Annotated in this window: 15 protein-coding genes; 10 read left to right on the forward strand and 5 right to left on the reverse strand. The window is 71.5% G+C overall.

What is annotated here, in order from left to right:
• Positions 1 to 46: 46 nt before the first annotated feature.
• On the forward strand, positions 47 to 1,531 hold the full coding sequence (locus AB0M54_RS06630) for a M1 family metallopeptidase (protein ID WP_364469550.1): 1,485 nt from the start codon (positions 47 to 49) through the stop codon (positions 1,529 to 1,531).
• A 16-nt stretch (positions 1,532 to 1,547) separates the two neighbouring features.
• Here AB0M54_RS06630 and AB0M54_RS06635 read toward each other — a convergent pair whose 3' ends face one another.
• Positions 1,548 to 1,649, reverse strand: coding sequence for a hypothetical protein (locus AB0M54_RS06635; protein WP_364469552.1), 102 nt, complete (start codon positions 1,647 to 1,649; stop codon positions 1,548 to 1,550).
• Between the two features lie 321 nt (positions 1,650 to 1,970).
• Between AB0M54_RS06635 and AB0M54_RS06640 the strand changes: the two genes are divergently transcribed.
• Entirely contained in the window at positions 1,971 to 2,474 is a 504-nt protein-coding gene (locus AB0M54_RS06640) for a cupin domain-containing protein (protein WP_364320291.1), read from the forward strand.
• 60 nt (positions 2,475 to 2,534) lie between these two features.
• On the opposite strand, the gene AB0M54_RS06645 is transcribed toward AB0M54_RS06640, so the two are convergent.
• Entirely contained in the window at positions 2,535 to 3,770 is a 1,236-nt protein-coding gene (locus tag AB0M54_RS06645; RefSeq protein WP_364469554.1) for an alpha/beta fold hydrolase, read from the reverse strand.
• Between the two features lie 114 nt (positions 3,771 to 3,884).
• On the opposite strand from AB0M54_RS06645, the gene AB0M54_RS06650 reads away from it, so the two are divergent.
• The 4 genes from AB0M54_RS06650 to AB0M54_RS06665 all read left to right on the forward strand — a co-directional run bounded on the left by AB0M54_RS06650 (position 3,885) and on the right by AB0M54_RS06665 (position 7,948).
• Complete coding sequence (locus AB0M54_RS06650) at positions 3,885 to 4,451, forward strand: hypothetical protein (RefSeq protein WP_364469556.1); 567 nt, start codon at positions 3,885 to 3,887, stop codon at positions 4,449 to 4,451.
• An 86-nt stretch (positions 4,452 to 4,537) separates the two neighbouring features.
• Complete coding sequence (locus AB0M54_RS06655; protein ID WP_364469558.1) at positions 4,538 to 6,103, forward strand: aminotransferase class V-fold PLP-dependent enzyme; 1,566 nt, start codon at positions 4,538 to 4,540, stop codon at positions 6,101 to 6,103.
• 10 nt (positions 6,104 to 6,113) lie between these two features.
• The gene (locus tag AB0M54_RS06660) at positions 6,114 to 7,037 is read left to right on the forward strand and encodes an AEC family transporter (RefSeq protein WP_364469560.1); all 924 of its coding nucleotides are present in this window, start codon (positions 6,114 to 6,116) and stop codon (positions 7,035 to 7,037) included.
• 71 nt (positions 7,038 to 7,108) lie between these two features.
• Complete coding sequence (locus tag AB0M54_RS06665; protein ID WP_364320299.1) at positions 7,109 to 7,948, forward strand: class I SAM-dependent methyltransferase; 840 nt, start codon at positions 7,109 to 7,111, stop codon at positions 7,946 to 7,948.
• A 219-nt stretch (positions 7,949 to 8,167) separates the two neighbouring features.
• On the opposite strand, the gene AB0M54_RS06670 is transcribed toward AB0M54_RS06665, so the two are convergent.
• Both AB0M54_RS06670 and AB0M54_RS06675 read right to left on the reverse strand, forming a co-directional pair.
• Complete coding sequence (locus tag AB0M54_RS06670) at positions 8,168 to 8,521, reverse strand: hypothetical protein (protein WP_364469562.1); 354 nt, start codon at positions 8,519 to 8,521, stop codon at positions 8,168 to 8,170.
• 123 nt (positions 8,522 to 8,644) lie between these two features.
• A complete protein-coding gene (locus tag AB0M54_RS06675; protein ID WP_364469564.1) occupies positions 8,645 to 9,904 on the reverse strand; it encodes an alpha/beta fold hydrolase in 1,260 nt (419 codons plus the stop codon).
• Between the two features lie 95 nt (positions 9,905 to 9,999).
• On the opposite strand from AB0M54_RS06675, the gene AB0M54_RS06680 reads away from it, so the two are divergent.
• Both AB0M54_RS06680 and AB0M54_RS06685 read left to right on the forward strand, forming a co-directional pair.
• A complete protein-coding gene (locus AB0M54_RS06680; RefSeq protein ID WP_364469566.1) occupies positions 10,000 to 10,701 on the forward strand; it encodes a DedA family protein in 702 nt (233 codons plus the stop codon).
• Positions 10,702 to 10,778: 77 nt separating this feature from the next.
• Positions 10,779 to 11,999, forward strand: coding sequence for a carbohydrate-binding protein (locus AB0M54_RS06685; protein ID WP_364320305.1), 1,221 nt, complete (start codon positions 10,779 to 10,781; stop codon positions 11,997 to 11,999).
• Positions 12,000 to 12,137: 138 nt separating this feature from the next.
• Here AB0M54_RS06685 and AB0M54_RS06690 read toward each other — a convergent pair whose 3' ends face one another.
• Positions 12,138 to 12,308, reverse strand: coding sequence for a hypothetical protein (locus AB0M54_RS06690; RefSeq protein ID WP_364320306.1), 171 nt, complete (start codon positions 12,306 to 12,308; stop codon positions 12,138 to 12,140).
• Positions 12,309 to 12,430: 122 nt separating this feature from the next.
• Here AB0M54_RS06690 and AB0M54_RS06695 point away from each other — a divergent pair, with 122 nt between their 5' ends.
• The gene (locus AB0M54_RS06695; RefSeq protein WP_364469568.1) at positions 12,431 to 14,098 is read left to right on the forward strand and encodes a histidine kinase; all 1,668 of its coding nucleotides are present in this window, start codon (positions 12,431 to 12,433) and stop codon (positions 14,096 to 14,098) included.
• Positions 14,095 to 14,745 carry a response regulator transcription factor gene (locus AB0M54_RS06700; protein WP_364320309.1) on the forward strand — a complete coding sequence of 217 codons (651 nt, stop codon included), beginning with the start codon at positions 14,095 to 14,097 and terminating at the stop codon, positions 14,743 to 14,745. The genes AB0M54_RS06695 and AB0M54_RS06700 overlap by 4 nt, the downstream gene beginning before the upstream one ends.
• Positions 14,746 to 14,938 lie beyond the last annotated feature (193 nt).

The raw sequence follows: 14,938 nt of genomic DNA on the forward strand, positions 1-14,938 counted from the left end.
CCGTTGGTACCTTCCGCGAGTCGGATCTTCATGGAAGGGGACCTTCGTGCTCCGCAGAAGTCTCACCGTCACGGCGGCTGTCCTCGCCGCCGTGCTGACCGTCCAGTCCGGGGCCCAGGCCGCCCCGGCGCCCGGAAGTCCCGGCGCCGGCGACGTCTACTACCCCGAGTACGGCAACGGCGGCTACGACGTCGCCCACTACGACATCCGCCTGCGCTACTACCCGGGCACCGACCGGCTGACCGGCACCACCACCATCCTCGCCACCGCCACCCAGGACCTCTCCGCGTTCAACCTCGACTTCGTGCTCGCCACGACGTCGGTGCGGGTCAACAACCGGCCCGCCACGTACGCCCGGCAGGGTGATCACGAACTCGTCGTCACGCCGGCCCGGCCGGTCGCCGCCGGCACGCCGCTGACCATCGTGGTCGAGTACGACGACGTGCCCTCGAACGTCGTCGCCTCCGGTTTCACCTCGTGGAACCGCACCCCGGACGGCGCCCTGGCGGTGAACGAGCCGGAGATCTCGTGGTGGTGGTACCCGAGCAACGACCACCCGACTGACAAGGCCACCTACGACGTGTCGGTGCTCGTACCCGAGGGCATCGAGGCCATCTCCAACGGCGTGCCGACGCGCTGGGCGCAGCCGGTGATCGGCGGGTGGAACCGGTGGTCGTGGCGGCAGGACCGGCCCCAGGCCCCGTACCTGGCGTTCCTGGCCCTGGGTGACTTCGAGACCTACCAGGACACCTCGGCCGACGGCAGCCCGATCGTCACGGCGTACAACAAGCGTCTGGCCCCGGCGGCCCTCGCGGCCGCGAAGACCAGCGTGGAGCGCACCGACGAGATCCTCGACTGGGAGGCCGGGCTGTTCGGGCCGTACCCGTTCGGCGCGCGCGGCGGTGTGGTCACCGCCGCCGGTGATCAGGGCTTCGCCCTCGAGAACCAGACCCGGCCGGTGTACGACGGCGCGTCGTTCGCCCGCGGCTCGAACAACTCGCTGATCGTGCACGAGCTGGCCCACCAGTGGTTCGGCGACTCGGTCTCGGTGGGGCAGTGGAAGGACATCTGGCTCAACGAGGGCTTCGCGTCCTACGCGCAGTGGTTGTGGAGCGAGGAGCAGGGCGAGGGTACGACGGCGGAGCTCGCGTCGTACGTCTACCACGAGGTCTACCCGGCCGACGACCCGTTCTGGCAGGTGCTGCCCGGCGACCCCGGCGCCGACCGCCTCTTCGACGGCGCCGTCTACGACCGTGGCGCCCTGACCCTGCAATACCTCCGCGAGAAGGTCGGCGACGAGAAGTTCTTCGCCATCCTCCGCGGGTGGGCCGCGAGCCAACGCTACGGCGACGGCATCACGTCCGAGTTCATCGCGCTGGCCGAGCAGATCTCCGGCCAGGACCTGGACGCCTTCTTCCAGACCTGGCTCTACACACCCGGCCGCCCGGCCCTGGCGAAATCCGCCAAGGCCGTGTCATCTCAGCCGAAGTCGTGGCCGCAGATCGTGGCGGCGCGGCACGGCATCAGCTAATGGGCTTTGCCGGGATTCAAGATGTTGTGGGGGTCGAACAGGCCTTGATCTGCAGCTGCAGGTCGAGGTTCTGTTCGCCCAGCTCGCGGGCCAGCCAGGCGCGTTTCAGCGTGCCCACCCCGTGCTCGGCGGGCGGCCGGCAGCGCGGTGGTCTCGGCCGGACCGGTGGTGGATCGCAGCGTCGTCGCGGTCCGGCCGAGCACCTCGATCGCCCGCGCCGCCTCCTCCGGGCCGCCGTCGGTCTGCACGATCAGCAGCGCCCCGCCGCCGTCCGGGAAGCCGATCGCGGCCAGCATGTTGGCGTCGAGCCTCGTGCAGTCGGGCCCGCACCGCACCCTGGCCGAGGTGCCCGGCCCGTACTCGGCGCTGGTGTCCGCCTGGCGCCGTGATGGCCCGTATTTGTTGGCCGGAGGCCCACCGGATGCGGTAGGCACATCGCATGACGACATCGAAGCCGCCGCCGTTGACCGTGGTCGAGCCGGGCGGCGGACGCGTGGGCGAACTCGGCGACATCGGCGTGCACTTCAAGCTGTGGGGCGAGGACACCGGCGGCGCGCTGGCCATCGTCGAGCATCCCTTCCCGGTGGGCGCGCTCGTGTCGCCTCACCTGCACACGCGGGAGGACGAATACTCGATCGTCACCGAGGGCGAGATCGGCTTCCGCTCGGGCGACCGGGAGGTGGTGCTCGGGCCGGGCGGCTACATCACCAAGCCGCGCGGCGAGCTGCACGCCATGTGGAACGCCGGCGCGGTCCCCGCCCGGATGATCGAGATCATCACGCCGGCCGGCTTCGAGCACTTCTTCCGCGAGGTGGCGGAGCTGATCGCGGCCGGGCCGGTGGCGGCCGGGGAGGGCGGCGACCTCGCGGAACGCTACGGCCTGCAGTTCGGCGAGCCGGACTGGCTGCCGGGCATCGTCGAACGGTTCGGGCTGACCACCTAGGCCGTCGCGGCAATCCACACCGAAGCGGCCGCCTGGTCGGCGGCCGCTTCGCAGGGGTTCTCAGCGGTGGGACTTGAGCCAGCCCTGGATCTCGGTGATGACCTGCCGGTCGGGTTCGCCGAACACCGGGGTGAACTTCGGGGTGATGTTCATGGTGTGGGCCATGCCGGGGTAGATGACGAGCTTGTGGTCCTTGTTGCCGGCCGCGGCGACGGCGGCGTCGGCGACGATCGCGGCGCGGGCCGGGGTCTGGATGTCGTTCTCACCGTTGAGCAGCAGCGTCGGGCCGGCGAACTTGGGCAGCGCCTGCGTCACGGTCGGGAAGCGGCCGAGGTCCTTGGCGTAGGCGACCACGTACGGGTCGAGGCCCGGCACGTTCGGGTAGTCGTCGATGTGGGTGGCCTTGCGCAGCACCGGGCCGGCCTCGGCGTCGATCGCGATCCGGCCGTCGTGGTTCCGGTCGGTGCCGGGCCGCACCTTCTTGCCGTCGAGCAGCACGGAGCGGAACTGGTCGGCGATCTCCTTCGGCTGGCCCACCAGGCCGTCGGTCGCCTCGACGGCGGTCAGCTGGCCGTCACCGTCGATGTCGAACTCGTCGTGCATCTGCGTCAGCAGCCGGCCGTAGATCTGGAAGGTCAGCAGATCCTTGATGGGCTTGCCGACCACCCCCATCTCGACCACACCGGCCGGCTTCGGGATGCCGAACCTCTTCGGGTCGGCGGCCAGGTTGGCGGCCACGTTGGTGCCCTCGCTGTGACCGAGGAGGAAGATCTTCGCCGGGTCCACCTTCGACGACCGGGCGGCGAACCGTACGACCGAGGCGGCGTCCAGCTGAATCTGCTGGTACGGGTTCTTCGGCATCAGCTGGGCCGGATCGGTGCTCTCCACCGGCCCGACGTCGGTCACGCCGCGCTTGTTGAAGCGCAAGGTCGCATAACCTTCCCGGCTGGCAGCCTGAGCGAGCGGGACGAAGGTCGAGCCCTTGCCGTCCGGCAGCGTCTGATTCATGTCGTTGCGACCGCTGCCGTGCAGGAAGACGACCAGCGGCAGACGGCCGGTGGCACTGCTCGGGTAGGTGAGCTCGGCGTTGGTGACCCAGCCCTTGCCGAAGTCGATCCGCACCTGCTCGCGAGTGACACCTTCCCAACCGGAGCGGGTGGCGGCCGTGAGGGTCTCGGCGCCGCCGGCCGGCGCGCCGCCGATGACGTCGGCGTGGGCGACTCCAACGCCCGCGGCGAGGACGGCGGCGGCGGTCAGGCCCACCGCCAGGCTGCGAAAGTTCTTTGTCGTGGTCATACCGAGAACGCTATTTTCCGCGACGGACAAGATCCATCCCGGTGACTACCCACCCGCCGGTACAGCCAGCACTACCCCGCGCTCCGGATTGCCCCGGCTCGGTAGCGTGTCGGCGTGAGCCGATCCCGCACCTGGTGGCCGATCGCCCTTGCCCTGGTGGCGGCCGTCGCGCTGCTGTACGGGGTGGTTCTGCCCGGTGGCTACCTGACCTGGTTGTGGACGGCCATGGGTCTGTGGGCGGGGGCCGCCGTGGTTTGGGCGGTGTCGCTGAGCGGCCGGTCCTGGGCGGTCCGGTCGGTGCTGCCGGTGGTGTCCGTCGTGACCATGGTGGTGGCCTGCTCGGGGGTGGCCGGCCGGGCGCTGTTCCCGCTGCATCGTCCGGGACTGGAACGGCTGGCGACGGCGACGCCCGGTGGGAGCTACGGCCTGTACCGCTTCTCGGCCGTGTGGAGCCACGACGGTTGCGTGGCCTACGTGACCAAGGACAGTGGCATGTCGTACTTCTCCGGTCTGGTGCGGTGCACGCCCGGCGTGCGACCGTCGCCCCGCATGGGAGACACCGCCCGCGACGTCGTGTTCGAAGCGCTCGGTGACGACTGGTACGCCTTCGCCGTCCCGCGTTCCGGGTCGCGGATCTGGGGTTTCAACCCGTTCACGGTCAAGGCCACCCCGGAGGTCTGACGGTGATCTCGGCCCGTCCGGACACCGCCGGAGGTCGGAACGGGCAGGCGCCGAACTCCCGGGCGGTGGTGAACGATTGACCAGGTGTGAACGAAGATCTGCTGGTCAAGATCCAAGAGGGTGTGATCGGTACGGGGCAGGTGCTCGACGGCCCCTACGGCCGGCGCCGGCTGATCTATGCCGACCACACCGCCTCCGCGCAGGCGCTCGACCTGATCGAGGAGACGATCCGCCGGCAGGTGCTCCCGCGGTACGCCAACACGCACACCGAGGCGTCGGCGACCGGCCGCTACACCGGCGGCCTCCGCGAGCAGGCCCGGGCGGCCGTACACCGGGCGGTCGGCGGCGGGCCGGACGACGTGGTGCTGTTCTGCGGGTCGGGGGCGACGGCCGCGGTGAACAAGCTGGTCGGCGTCCTGGGGCTGCGTACGCCCAGGCCGGACGGCCGGCGCCCGGTGGTGTTCGTCGGGCCGTTCGAGCACCACTCCAACGAGCTCCCGTGGCGGGAGAGCAGCGCCGACGTCGTGCCGATCGGGGCCGACGAGCGCGGGCGCCTCGACCTCGACGACCTGAAGCGCCAGCTGATCCGGCACGCCGACCGGCCGCTGCGGATCGGCACGTTCTCGGCCGCGTCCAACGTGACCGGCCTGCTGACCGACGTGAACGCGATCGCCGAGCTGCTCCACGCGCACGGCGCCCTGTCGTTCTGGGACTACGCCGCGGCCGGCCCGCACCGGCCGATCGGCATGGCCGGCAAGGACGCGGTGTTCCTGTCGCCGCACAAGTTCCCCGGCGGCCCGCAGACGCCGGGCGTCCTGGTCGTGCGGCGTGAGCTGCTGCGCAACGCCGTCCCGACGGCGCCCGGGGGCGGCACGGTGGCCTTCGTCGACGCGACGACGCACGACTACGTCGCCGATCCGGTCGCCCGGGAGGAGGGCGGAACCCCGGCGATCGTCGAGTCGATCCGGGCCGGGCTGGTCTTCTCGCTCCGGGAGGCGATCGGCGCCGACCTGATCGCCGAACGGGAACAGGAGTACTGGCGGCGGGCCCGCGACCGCTGGCGCGACATCCCCGAGCTGATGCTGCTCGGCGACCTGGACGCCGACCGGCTGCCGATCGTGTCGTTCCTGATCCGCGACGGCGACCGGGTCCTGCACCACAACTTCGTGGTGGCCCTGCTCAACGACCTGTTCGGCATCCAGTCCCGGGGCGGCTGCTCGTGCGCCGGCCCGTACGGGCACCGGCTCCTCGGGGTCGACGCCGAGCGCTCGGCACGGTTCCGGGCGGCGATCGGCGCCGGCTGGGCGGGCGTCAAACCGGGCTGGACCAGGCTGAGCTTCAGCTACCTGGAGTCGCCGGCGGTGGTCGACCACATCATCGAGGCGGTTGCCCTGATCGCCCGCTACGGCCGCCGCCTGCGGCCGGACTACGACTTCGACGCGCGTACGGGCATCTGGCGGCACAAGTCGTTCGTACCCGCGGTGGTCAGTCTTTTCGATCTGATGGCCGCGGCCCCGGCCGATGAGGGCCCGGTGGGGGAGGAAGCCCTGGAGTACGCGTCGCGTCTGCTGCGGGGACGGCCGGACCCTCCGTACGAAGCGGCCGGGGATCTTCCGCCCGAGGTCGAGGACCTGCGCTGGTTCACGAGGTAACGTCCGGCGGGTGCTGCAGGTCGTCACCGGTTTCGCCGTCATCTGGGTGCTCGTGCTGGTCGGCTACCTGGTCGCCCGGTTCGGCCTGCTCGGCGACGCCGGGCAGGCGACGCTGACCCGGCTGGCGTTCTACGTGCTGGCGCCGGCCCTGATGGTCAGCACCCTGGCCCGCTCCTCGCCCGGGCGGATCTTCACCGCCGCCCTGGCCACCTTCGTGCTCAGCACGCTCGCCGTCTCCGCCCTGCACGTCCTGTTCGCCCGGCTGCGGCACAACCGGGACGTCGCCGACCTGACCGTGGGCGCGCTCGCCGCCGGGTACGTCAACGCCGGCAACCTGGGCATCCCGATCGCCGCCTACATCCTGGGCGACGTCGGCTTCATCGCGCCGGTGCTGATGTTCCAGGTGCTGCTGGCCAGCCCGACCGCCCTCGCCGTGCTGGACGTGGCGACCGGCGAGGGCCGGCCGTCCTGGCGCCGGCTGGCCGCCCTGCCGCTGCGGAACCCGCTGCTGATCGGCTCCGCCGCCGGCATCGCGGTCATGCTCAGCGGCGTCGACCCGCCGCGCCCGGTGCTGGAGCCCTTCGCCCTGCTGGGCGGCGCGGCCGTGCCGATGACGCTGCTGGCGCTGGGCATGTCGCTGCGGGGGAGCCGGCCGCTGCGGTCCGGGCCGGACGCCGCCGAGCGCGGCGCCGCGGTGCTGCTCAAGTCGGTGGTTCAGCCGCTGCTGGCGTACCTGATCGGCCGTTTCCTGTTCGGCCTGGACGGGCCGATGCTGCTCGCCGCCGTGGTCACCTCGGCCCTGCCCACCGCCCAGAACGTCTACGTCTTCGCCAGCCACTACGGCCGCAACGCGCCGTTCGCCCGCGACGTCATCGTGCTGTCCACGGCCGTCTCGGCGGTGACCCTCGTGGTGGTCGCGGCGCTGCTCGGCTAGCGCACCGCCCGGTGGATTGACCTGTCCGGAAAGCTCTTGTTGCGAACGGTGACGCGGAACAGAATCACCGGGTGGACCTGACAGAGCGGGCGGCACGAAGTGCGGCGGTAGCGGCGGTGTTCGACCGGGTGGCTGACGTGTACGACGGAGTGGGGGTGCCGTGGTTCACCCCCATCGCGCGCCAACTGGTCCGCCTGGCCGCGCCCGCGCCGGGCGCGCGGGCCCTTGACGTCGGGTGCGGGCGGGGGGCCGCCACGATCGCTCTGGCCGAGGCGGTCGGCCGCGACGGTCATGTCACCGGTATCGACCTGTCCCCCCGGATGATCGAGGCGTGCGAGGCCGACTTCGCCGGCCGCGGTCTTTCGAACATCGACGTTCAGGTCATGGATGCCTCGTCGCCGACATTGCCGACGGCCGGTTACGACCTCATTGTTTCGTCCTTGGTGGTGTTCTTCCTGCCCGATCCGCTCGCGGCCCTGATCGCGTGGCGACGCCTCGCCGCGCCGGGCGGCCGGCTGGCGATCTCGACCTTCGGACACCGCGATCCGGCGTGGGAAGCGGTCGATGCGACTTTCCGGCCATATCTACCGGCAAGAATGTTGGACGCCCGGACGACCGGTGCCGCCGGGCCTTTCAGCAGCGACGCGGGCGTCGAGGAGCTGGTCAGCGCAGCGGGATACACCGGCGTGCGGACGACCCACTTCGACGCCGAGGTGACGTTCGCAGACGTCGACGAGTGGCATGAATTCAGCCGATCGCATGGCCAGCGAGCGATGTGGGAGGCCATCCCGGACGCCGACCACGACACCGTCAAGGCCGTCGCCGGCCAACACCTGGAAGAAGCTCGCGGCACCGACGGCCGAATCCATCTGACCCAGCAGGTGCGCTTCACTCTGGCCACATCGCCGTGACAGCGTCGCGCTGAACGCAACCGCCCGTGGTTCTGACGTAGAGACACACTCTCACGCCGCAGATTGTGCGCCCGGCTGCGATGGTCAAGCGCAGGGCCGCCAGGCCGGGACATCGACGATCCCGGCGCGAACCGGCCGGTGGTCAGCGATGCCGACCGGCTCAGCTCGGGGGCCGGACGCTGGTCCAGCCACCGAGCCGCGCTGAGCTTGATCGGCGGGCTACTCCTCCAACTCGCAGTCGAGCTCGTAGCCGGTGACCCAGGCGGCCCGGTTCCACCGCCAGCCGCCCTGCTCGCCGGGCTCGACCGCCACGCAGGGCAGGCTCGCCCCCGCCCGGAAGACCCGGAAGGTGATCGTCCGGCCACAGTTGTTCTGGAAGTAGACGGTCTGGTTGACCCAACCCACGTCGAGCTTCTCCTGAGCCCACAGGCGGCCGTCCTCTTCCTTCCGCACTCGGTAGACGTCGGCCCTCGCGGCGTTCAACGCGGCCCATGGCGCGAAGAGGAGGCGAACCCGATCGGGCGCCAACACCTCGGCGGGAACGCCCAGCGCGGAGGCTGGTCCACCGGACATGGGAAACCACACCTGCACCGCATCCGACGGAGGCTTCCGCACATCTGTCGAAGGCATCCCATGAGTCTGCCTGATCGGAACAGCGGCGAGCACGGCGCAAGCATGGGCGCCCGGGGGAACGGCCTAGAGCCGGCCCGCGGCCATGTCCATCAGGTGGCCGAGCACGGCGTCGCCCGACGTACGCAGGCCGTCGTGCTCGTGTTCGTTGGTTACCCAGGTGCGCACGTTGCCCACGGCGGCGGCTGTCTCCAGGGACAGGCCGGCGTCGACGTACATGTCGTCGGCGTAGACGGCCGCGTACACCGGCACCTCGTTGGCGGCCAGGCGGGCCGGGTCCCAGAGGGCGGGCCAGTCGTCGGCCGCGGCCAGCAGGTCGGCCGCGCCCGCGAACGGCCGCAGCGCCGCGATCTCCCGGAACATCCAGGGGTACATCATCTCGCCGGTGAACAGCAGCGGGTCGGCGTCGGCGGCGAATTCCGGGCGTACGGCCATCGCCCGCTCCGCCGCCCAGCCGGTGGCCACGCCATGCTGCCCGTAGATGAACTCCTGGAGCGCCGACAGCGGCTGGTCGACGTAGCCGGTCTGCGCCATCACCGCGTACCGGAAGGTGTCGGACAGCTCGGCGCCGTGCCAGGCCTCGTCGAGCAGCCAATGCACCTGCGCGTAGCCGTAGCTCATCCCGAACGCCAGCCCGAGCCGCCGCAGCCGCTCGACGGTCAGCCGGTCGCCGTCGGGCAGCCGGACGTCGTTCTCCCGCAGGTGGTCGGCGGTCGCGCGAACGGTGGCGGCGTCGCCCGGGAAGGCACGGTAGAACTCGGCGTTCTTGGCCGCCACGCGCGGGTACATGCGGGCGTACACGTCGTCGGCGGTGGCCGTCAGGCCGGGCATGCCACCGGTGACATAGCAGGTGCGCAGGGCCTGCGGCGCCGCGGACAGGTAGGCCATCGTGATCCACCCGCCGTAGCTCTGCCCGAGCGTGTCCCATCGGGCACCGCCGGCCACCCGCTCCCGCAGCACCTCGGCGTCCGCGACGATGCTGTCGGTGCGGAAGAGCCGCAGGTACGCGGCCAGCTCGGCGTCGGTCCGGCCGGCGATGGTCCGGGCGGCCACCGGCGTGCTGCGTCCCGTGCCGCGCTGGTCGAGAAGCAAGATGCGATGGGTACGCGCGGCGCGCTCGATCCAGCCGCCCGCGCGCACCGGCCGCGGGGACTTGCCACCCGGCCCGCCCTGCAGGAACAGCAGCCAGGGCAGGTCTTTCCTGTTGTTCTCCGCGGCCACCACCTCACGGGCGAAGACCTCGATGGTGTCGCCGTCCGGCCGGCGGTGGTCGAGCGGCACGGTGACGGTGTGGTCGGCGAAACGCAGTCCCGGGTGAGCGATCACCCTAGGAAGCTTAAGAGATGGTGGTGCTAGCCCCACCACTGATCCACGGGGGAGCACCATCGTGGGGCAGGCTCGAGATTCGTACCGTCGAAGACATGCTTGACCACCTGATGCCGCTGATCTCGTCGCCATGGCTGTACGCCGTCGTCTTCGTCGCCGTGATGATCGACGGGTTCATCCCGGTCATGCCGTCCGAGACGGTCGTGATCGGGCTGGGCGCGCTGTCGGCGAGCGGCCGGCCCAACCTGATGGCCCTGGCCGCGGCCGTGGTGGCGGGCGGGATCGCCGGCGACCGGATCGCCTACGTGCTCGGCCGGAAGGCGGGTGGCCGGGTGCGGAACGGCAAGCTGGTGATCGCCAAGGAGAAGGCCGAACGGGCGCTGCTGCGCTACGGCGGGGTGGCCATCCTGGCCGGGCGGTTCCTGCCCTACGGACGCACCGCGACCGCCATGACCTCCGGGTCGGTGCGGCTGCCGATGGGGCAGTTCGGCCTGTTCACGGCGCTGGCCAGCGTGGCCTGGGCCGGGTACGCGATCGGGCTGGGCCGCCTCGGGGGAGCGACCTTCGCGCACTCGCCACTGATGGGTACGGCGTTCGGGCTGGCCCTGGGCATGATCCTGGCCGTCATCCACACGATCATCGAGAAGCGCCGCTCCGCATCCGGCCCGCCGCCCGCGCCTTCCTCGCAGGCTGTCGGAGCCGGCGATTTCGCCAGCTCTGAGCACAGGTGTGCATCACGTGCGTTTCCCGATCGCCCGGCTCCCGGCCCGCGGGCCCTGGCCGTCGCGGCTCAATAATTAAGAGTGTTGACAGTTTAAACGGAATCGACCACGCTCGATCTCATCGGACCCCTTCAGAAGGAAAGGGAGACGCGATGAGGTCACTGCATCGCTGGATGGCGCCGCTCGCGGTTGTCGTCACCATGCTGGGGGCGGCCGTGTCCGCTCCCGCCGCGCAGGCCGCGACCACCGGCGCCACGGTCATGGCCGTCTGCACCAACGTCCCGGCCTGGGCCGAGGGCACCCCCTATGCCGCCGGCGCCCAGGTGACCTACAACGGCCGCCTCTACCGGGCCCGGGTCGCGCACACCCCGCCGCCCGGCGCCGGCTGGAACCCGGTCGCGGCCGCGTCGCTGTGGGAAGACCTCGGCGCCTGCGACAGCACCCCGCCCACCGATCCGCCACCGACCGACCCGCCGCCCACCGACCCGCCCCCGACGACCGGCGGGCTGCCGCACGCGCCCTACGTGGACATGGGAGCGTGGCCGTCGCCGAACCTTCCCGCGATGGCTGCCAGCGGCAACCTCAAGCACGTCACGCTGGCGTTCATCACCGCGTCGGCCTGCAAGGCCATGTGGTTCAACGCCTATGACCCGCGGCAGGGCTGGGCGGCCGACCAGATCAGCGCGATCCGGGCCCGCGGCGGTGACGTGAAGATCTCGTTCGGCGGCGCCACCGGCATCGAACTGGCCCAGGCCTGCACCAGCGTGTCCGCGCTCCAGGCCGAATATCAGGCGGTCGTCACCGCGTACCACCTGAAGTACATCGACCTGGACATCGAGGGCGGCGCGACCGGCGACCCGGCCTCGGTGGCCCGTCGCTCGCAGGCGCTGGCCGCGCTGCAACGGGCCAACCCGGGGCTGCGTGTCTCGTTCACGCTGCCGGTGCTGCCCGAGGGCCTGACCGCCGACGGCCTGGGCGTGGTGCGCTCGGCCCGGGACGCCGGTGTCAACGTCGACCTGGTCAACGTGATGGCCATGGACTACTACCGCAACGGTGACTACGGCCAGTTCGCCGTGGACGCCGCGAACTCCACGTTCGCCCAGGTCAAGTCCCTGTACCCGAGCCGCACCGACGCCCAGGTGTGGAAGATGGTCGGTGTCACGCCGATGCTCGGCCAGAACGACGACGGCCGGATCTACGACCAGAACGACGCCCGTCAGCTGGTCGCCTTCGCCCAGGGCAAACACCTCGGCATGCTCAGCTTCTGGGAGCTCGGCCGCGACGCGAACGCCTGCTCCGGGCCGCTCTACCGGTGTACGAACATCGCCCAGCAGCCGTACGAGTTCAGCCGAATCTTCGCCGCCTACAACTGAGCCGGGCTGTCTTCGACGCCCACCGCAACCGCCCCGCCGATCAGAGACCGGCGGGGCGGCCGCGCACTCACCGCGATCACCCTCCCGCCGGCGCGAACGGCCCAAGAGCCCCACGCGCAATAGGGCCGGAGTGGCGGATCAGCCGATCGACCAGAGGGCCGGGGCCAAGCCGTCCGGGTCGCCGCGTTCGCAGATCGGCGGGGGCTTCGGGACGTCGCAGTCGGGCTTGGCCAGGGCCGGCGCGGCGACGGACAGGGCCAGGCCGAGTCCGATGGCGGCGGCGGTGCTCACCGTACGTACCAATCTCATGGTGTTGATCTCCCCCTCGTATGGTTTGTCGTCATAGCTTGCGGGAGCCGGCGGGGCGCGGTCTGTGGAGTTCTCCCGACAGTCGGTTGGGGAAAACCCGGGTCGGGCGGAACACTGTCGGGATGCCTACGTCCCGGATCGCGCCGATTGCGGCGCTCGTCGCCGGGGGAATCGCGGCCGTGGCGGTCGGGTGGCCGATGTGGACGCCGTCGCCGGTGCAGGCCGTCCTCAATGGTGCTGTGGGTGTGACGTTCCTGCTGACCGGGGTGCTGCTGCGGTCGGGCGACGATCAGCGTGGGAACGGGCTCCGGCTGGGCCTGGCCGGGTTCGCGTGGCTCGGTGTGTGGCTGGAGGCGTACGGAACGCGGCCGCTGGTCCTGGTCGGCTGGCTGTTCGGGGCGCTGTTCGTCTCGGTGGGGGCGGCCGTCCTGCTGCGCTATCCGGAGGACCGGCTGGTCCACCGGCTCCACCGCGGGTTCGTGGTCGCGGCGTTCGGCTGGACCGTCGCCGGGTCGTTCGCCCGCGGGCTGTTCACACCTGGGCCGGGCGTCCTGGCGATGTTCAACATCGGCGCGGCGGTGCTCGCGGTGCTGTTCAGCGGTCTGCTGGTGGCGCGGCTGGTGCGGGCCCGAGGGCTGCGGCGGCAGGACCTGATGCCGGTGGCGGTCGCCGCGGCCGGGGCCGGGCTGGCGCTGGGGTTCCGGCTGGTCGGGTCGCTGCTGTCGACGACGTCGCTGGCGTCGCCGCTGCGGGCCGCCGAGGCGACGGCGCTGCTGGCCGTGCCCGGTGGCTTCCTGGTGGCGGCGGTGCGGCGGCGGCTCGCCCGGGCGGCCGCGGCCGAGGTGATCCTCGCGCTCGAACGGTCGCCCAGCGTCGAGAGCCTGCGCGACGCGTTGCGCCGGGCGCTGCGCGACCCGCTGCTCGACGTGTACGTCTCCGGCCTCTCCGGCCTGGCTGAGCCCCCGGCGTCGGGCCGGCTGGCCGTACCGCTGCTCTCCAGCGACGGTGACCGCCTCGGCCTGATCCTGACCGATCCGGCGCTCGCCCGGAACGCCGCGACCGTGCGGGCCGTGGTCGGCGCGGCCGCCCTGGTCCTGGAGAACTCCCGCCTCCAGGCCGGTCTGCGCGACCGCCTGGCCGAGGTGGTCGACTCCCGCGCCCGCATCGTCGAGGCCGGCCTGACCGAGCGCCGCCGGCTCGAACGCGACCTGCACGACGGCGCCCAGCAACTGCTGTTCGGTCTTTCCATGCGCTTGGGTACGCTGCGCGCCTACGGCGCCGGCCAGCCGTGGCAGGCCATGGTCGACCACGCCGTCACCGACCTGCGGGCCGCGCAACAGGAACTCCGGGAACTGGCCCAGGGCCTGCACCCGGCCCTGCTCGGCACGGCCGGCCTGGGTCCGGCGCTGGAGTCGGTGGCGTCCCGGCTGCCGCTCCCGGTGCGGCTCGCGGTGCCGGCCCGCCGCTGGGATCCGCCGGTCGAGGCGGCGGCCTACTTCATCGCGGCCGAGGCGCTCACCAACGCGGTCAAGCACGCGCGAGCCACCGATCTCACGGTGACCGTGGCCGACGACGCCGACGCCCTCCGCCTGACCGTGACCGACGACGGCATCGGCGGCGCCGAACCCCGTTCGGTCCGCGACCGGGTGGCGGCCCTCGGCGGCACCTGCGTCGTCACCAGCCCACCGGGCGGCGGCACCGCCGTCTCCGTCGAGCTCCCGGGCTCGTCGCTCTTCGTCGATCCGCCGGGTGCGTCGCTTGTTGTTGATCCGCCGGGGGCGGCGCTGTGAGGGTGGCGCTGGCCGACGACTCCCGGCTGTTCCGTGACGGGCTGGCGGGTCTGCTCGCGGCCACCGGAGTCGAGGTGACCGCGTGCGTCGGCGACGGGCGGGCCCTGCTCGCCGCCGTGGAGACGGATCCGCCGGACGCGGTGGTCCTCGACATCCGGATGCCGCCCAGCTTCACCGACGAGGGCCTGCGAGTGGCCGCGGAACTTCGCGCCAGGCATCCGGCGGTGGGCATCCTGGTCCTGTCGACCTACGCGGAGTGGAGCTTCGCCACCCACCTGCTCGGCCTGACCGGCGGCGGCGCGGGCTACCTGGTCAAGGACCGCGTCGAAGACGTGGACGCGCTCCGCGACGCGCTGACCCGGGTGGCGAAGGGGGAGCCGGTGGTCGACCCCGAGATCGTGGTCGAGCTGGTGCGCGAGCGCCGGCGAGCCGACCAGAGCGGCCTCGACCGCCTCGGCGACCGCGAACGCGAGGTGCTGACCCTGATGGCCGAGGGCCGCTCCAACACCGGCATCGCCCGCCGCCTGCACCTGAGCGCCAAGTCGGTCGAAACCTATGTGTCGTCCATCTTCACCAAGCTCAACCTGCCACCAGCCCCCGACGACAACCGCCGCGTCCAGGCGGTACTGACCTGGCTACGCCACTGATGCGTGTCAGTTGCAGGCGATCGAACCGTCCCCGCGAGATCCTCGCCTGGGACAGTCCTGCTCAGCGGTTCCCGATGGCTCGCCGGCTATGCATCGTCCGCTTCGGCCGATGACAGTGTGCCGGTTGTTGAGCAAGATGCTCAGACAGCCCTCGCTGATTGAGTCAAGCTCTCAGCTATGGCACTGATAAAGA

The organism is Actinoplanes sp. NPDC051470, from assembly GCF_040682035.1.
Taxonomy (GTDB): domain Bacteria; phylum Actinomycetota; class Actinomycetes; order Mycobacteriales; family Micromonosporaceae; genus Actinoplanes.

Excerpts from the sequence above, each read along its gene's own strand:
- AB0M54_RS06640 (WP_364320291.1), top strand. The coding sequence starts at position 1,971 with ATGACGACATCGAAGCCGCCGCCGTTGACCGTGGTCGAGCCGGGCGGC.
- AB0M54_RS06645 (WP_364469554.1), bottom strand. The coding sequence starts at position 3,770 with ATGACCACGACAAAGAACTTTCGCAGCCTGGCGGTGGGCCTGACCGCC.
- AB0M54_RS06670 (WP_364469562.1), bottom strand. The coding sequence starts at position 8,521 with ATGTCCGGTGGACCAGCCTCCGCGCTGGGCGTTCCCGCCGAGGTGTTG.
- AB0M54_RS06680 (WP_364469566.1), top strand. The coding sequence starts at position 10,000 with ATGCTTGACCACCTGATGCCGCTGATCTCGTCGCCATGGCTGTACGCC.
- AB0M54_RS06685 (WP_364320305.1), top strand. The coding sequence starts at position 10,779 with ATGAGGTCACTGCATCGCTGGATGGCGCCGCTCGCGGTTGTCGTCACC.
- AB0M54_RS06690 (WP_364320306.1), bottom strand. The coding sequence starts at position 12,308 with ATGAGATTGGTACGTACGGTGAGCACCGCCGCCGCCATCGGACTCGGC.
- AB0M54_RS06695 (WP_364469568.1), top strand. The coding sequence starts at position 12,431 with ATGCCTACGTCCCGGATCGCGCCGATTGCGGCGCTCGTCGCCGGGGGA.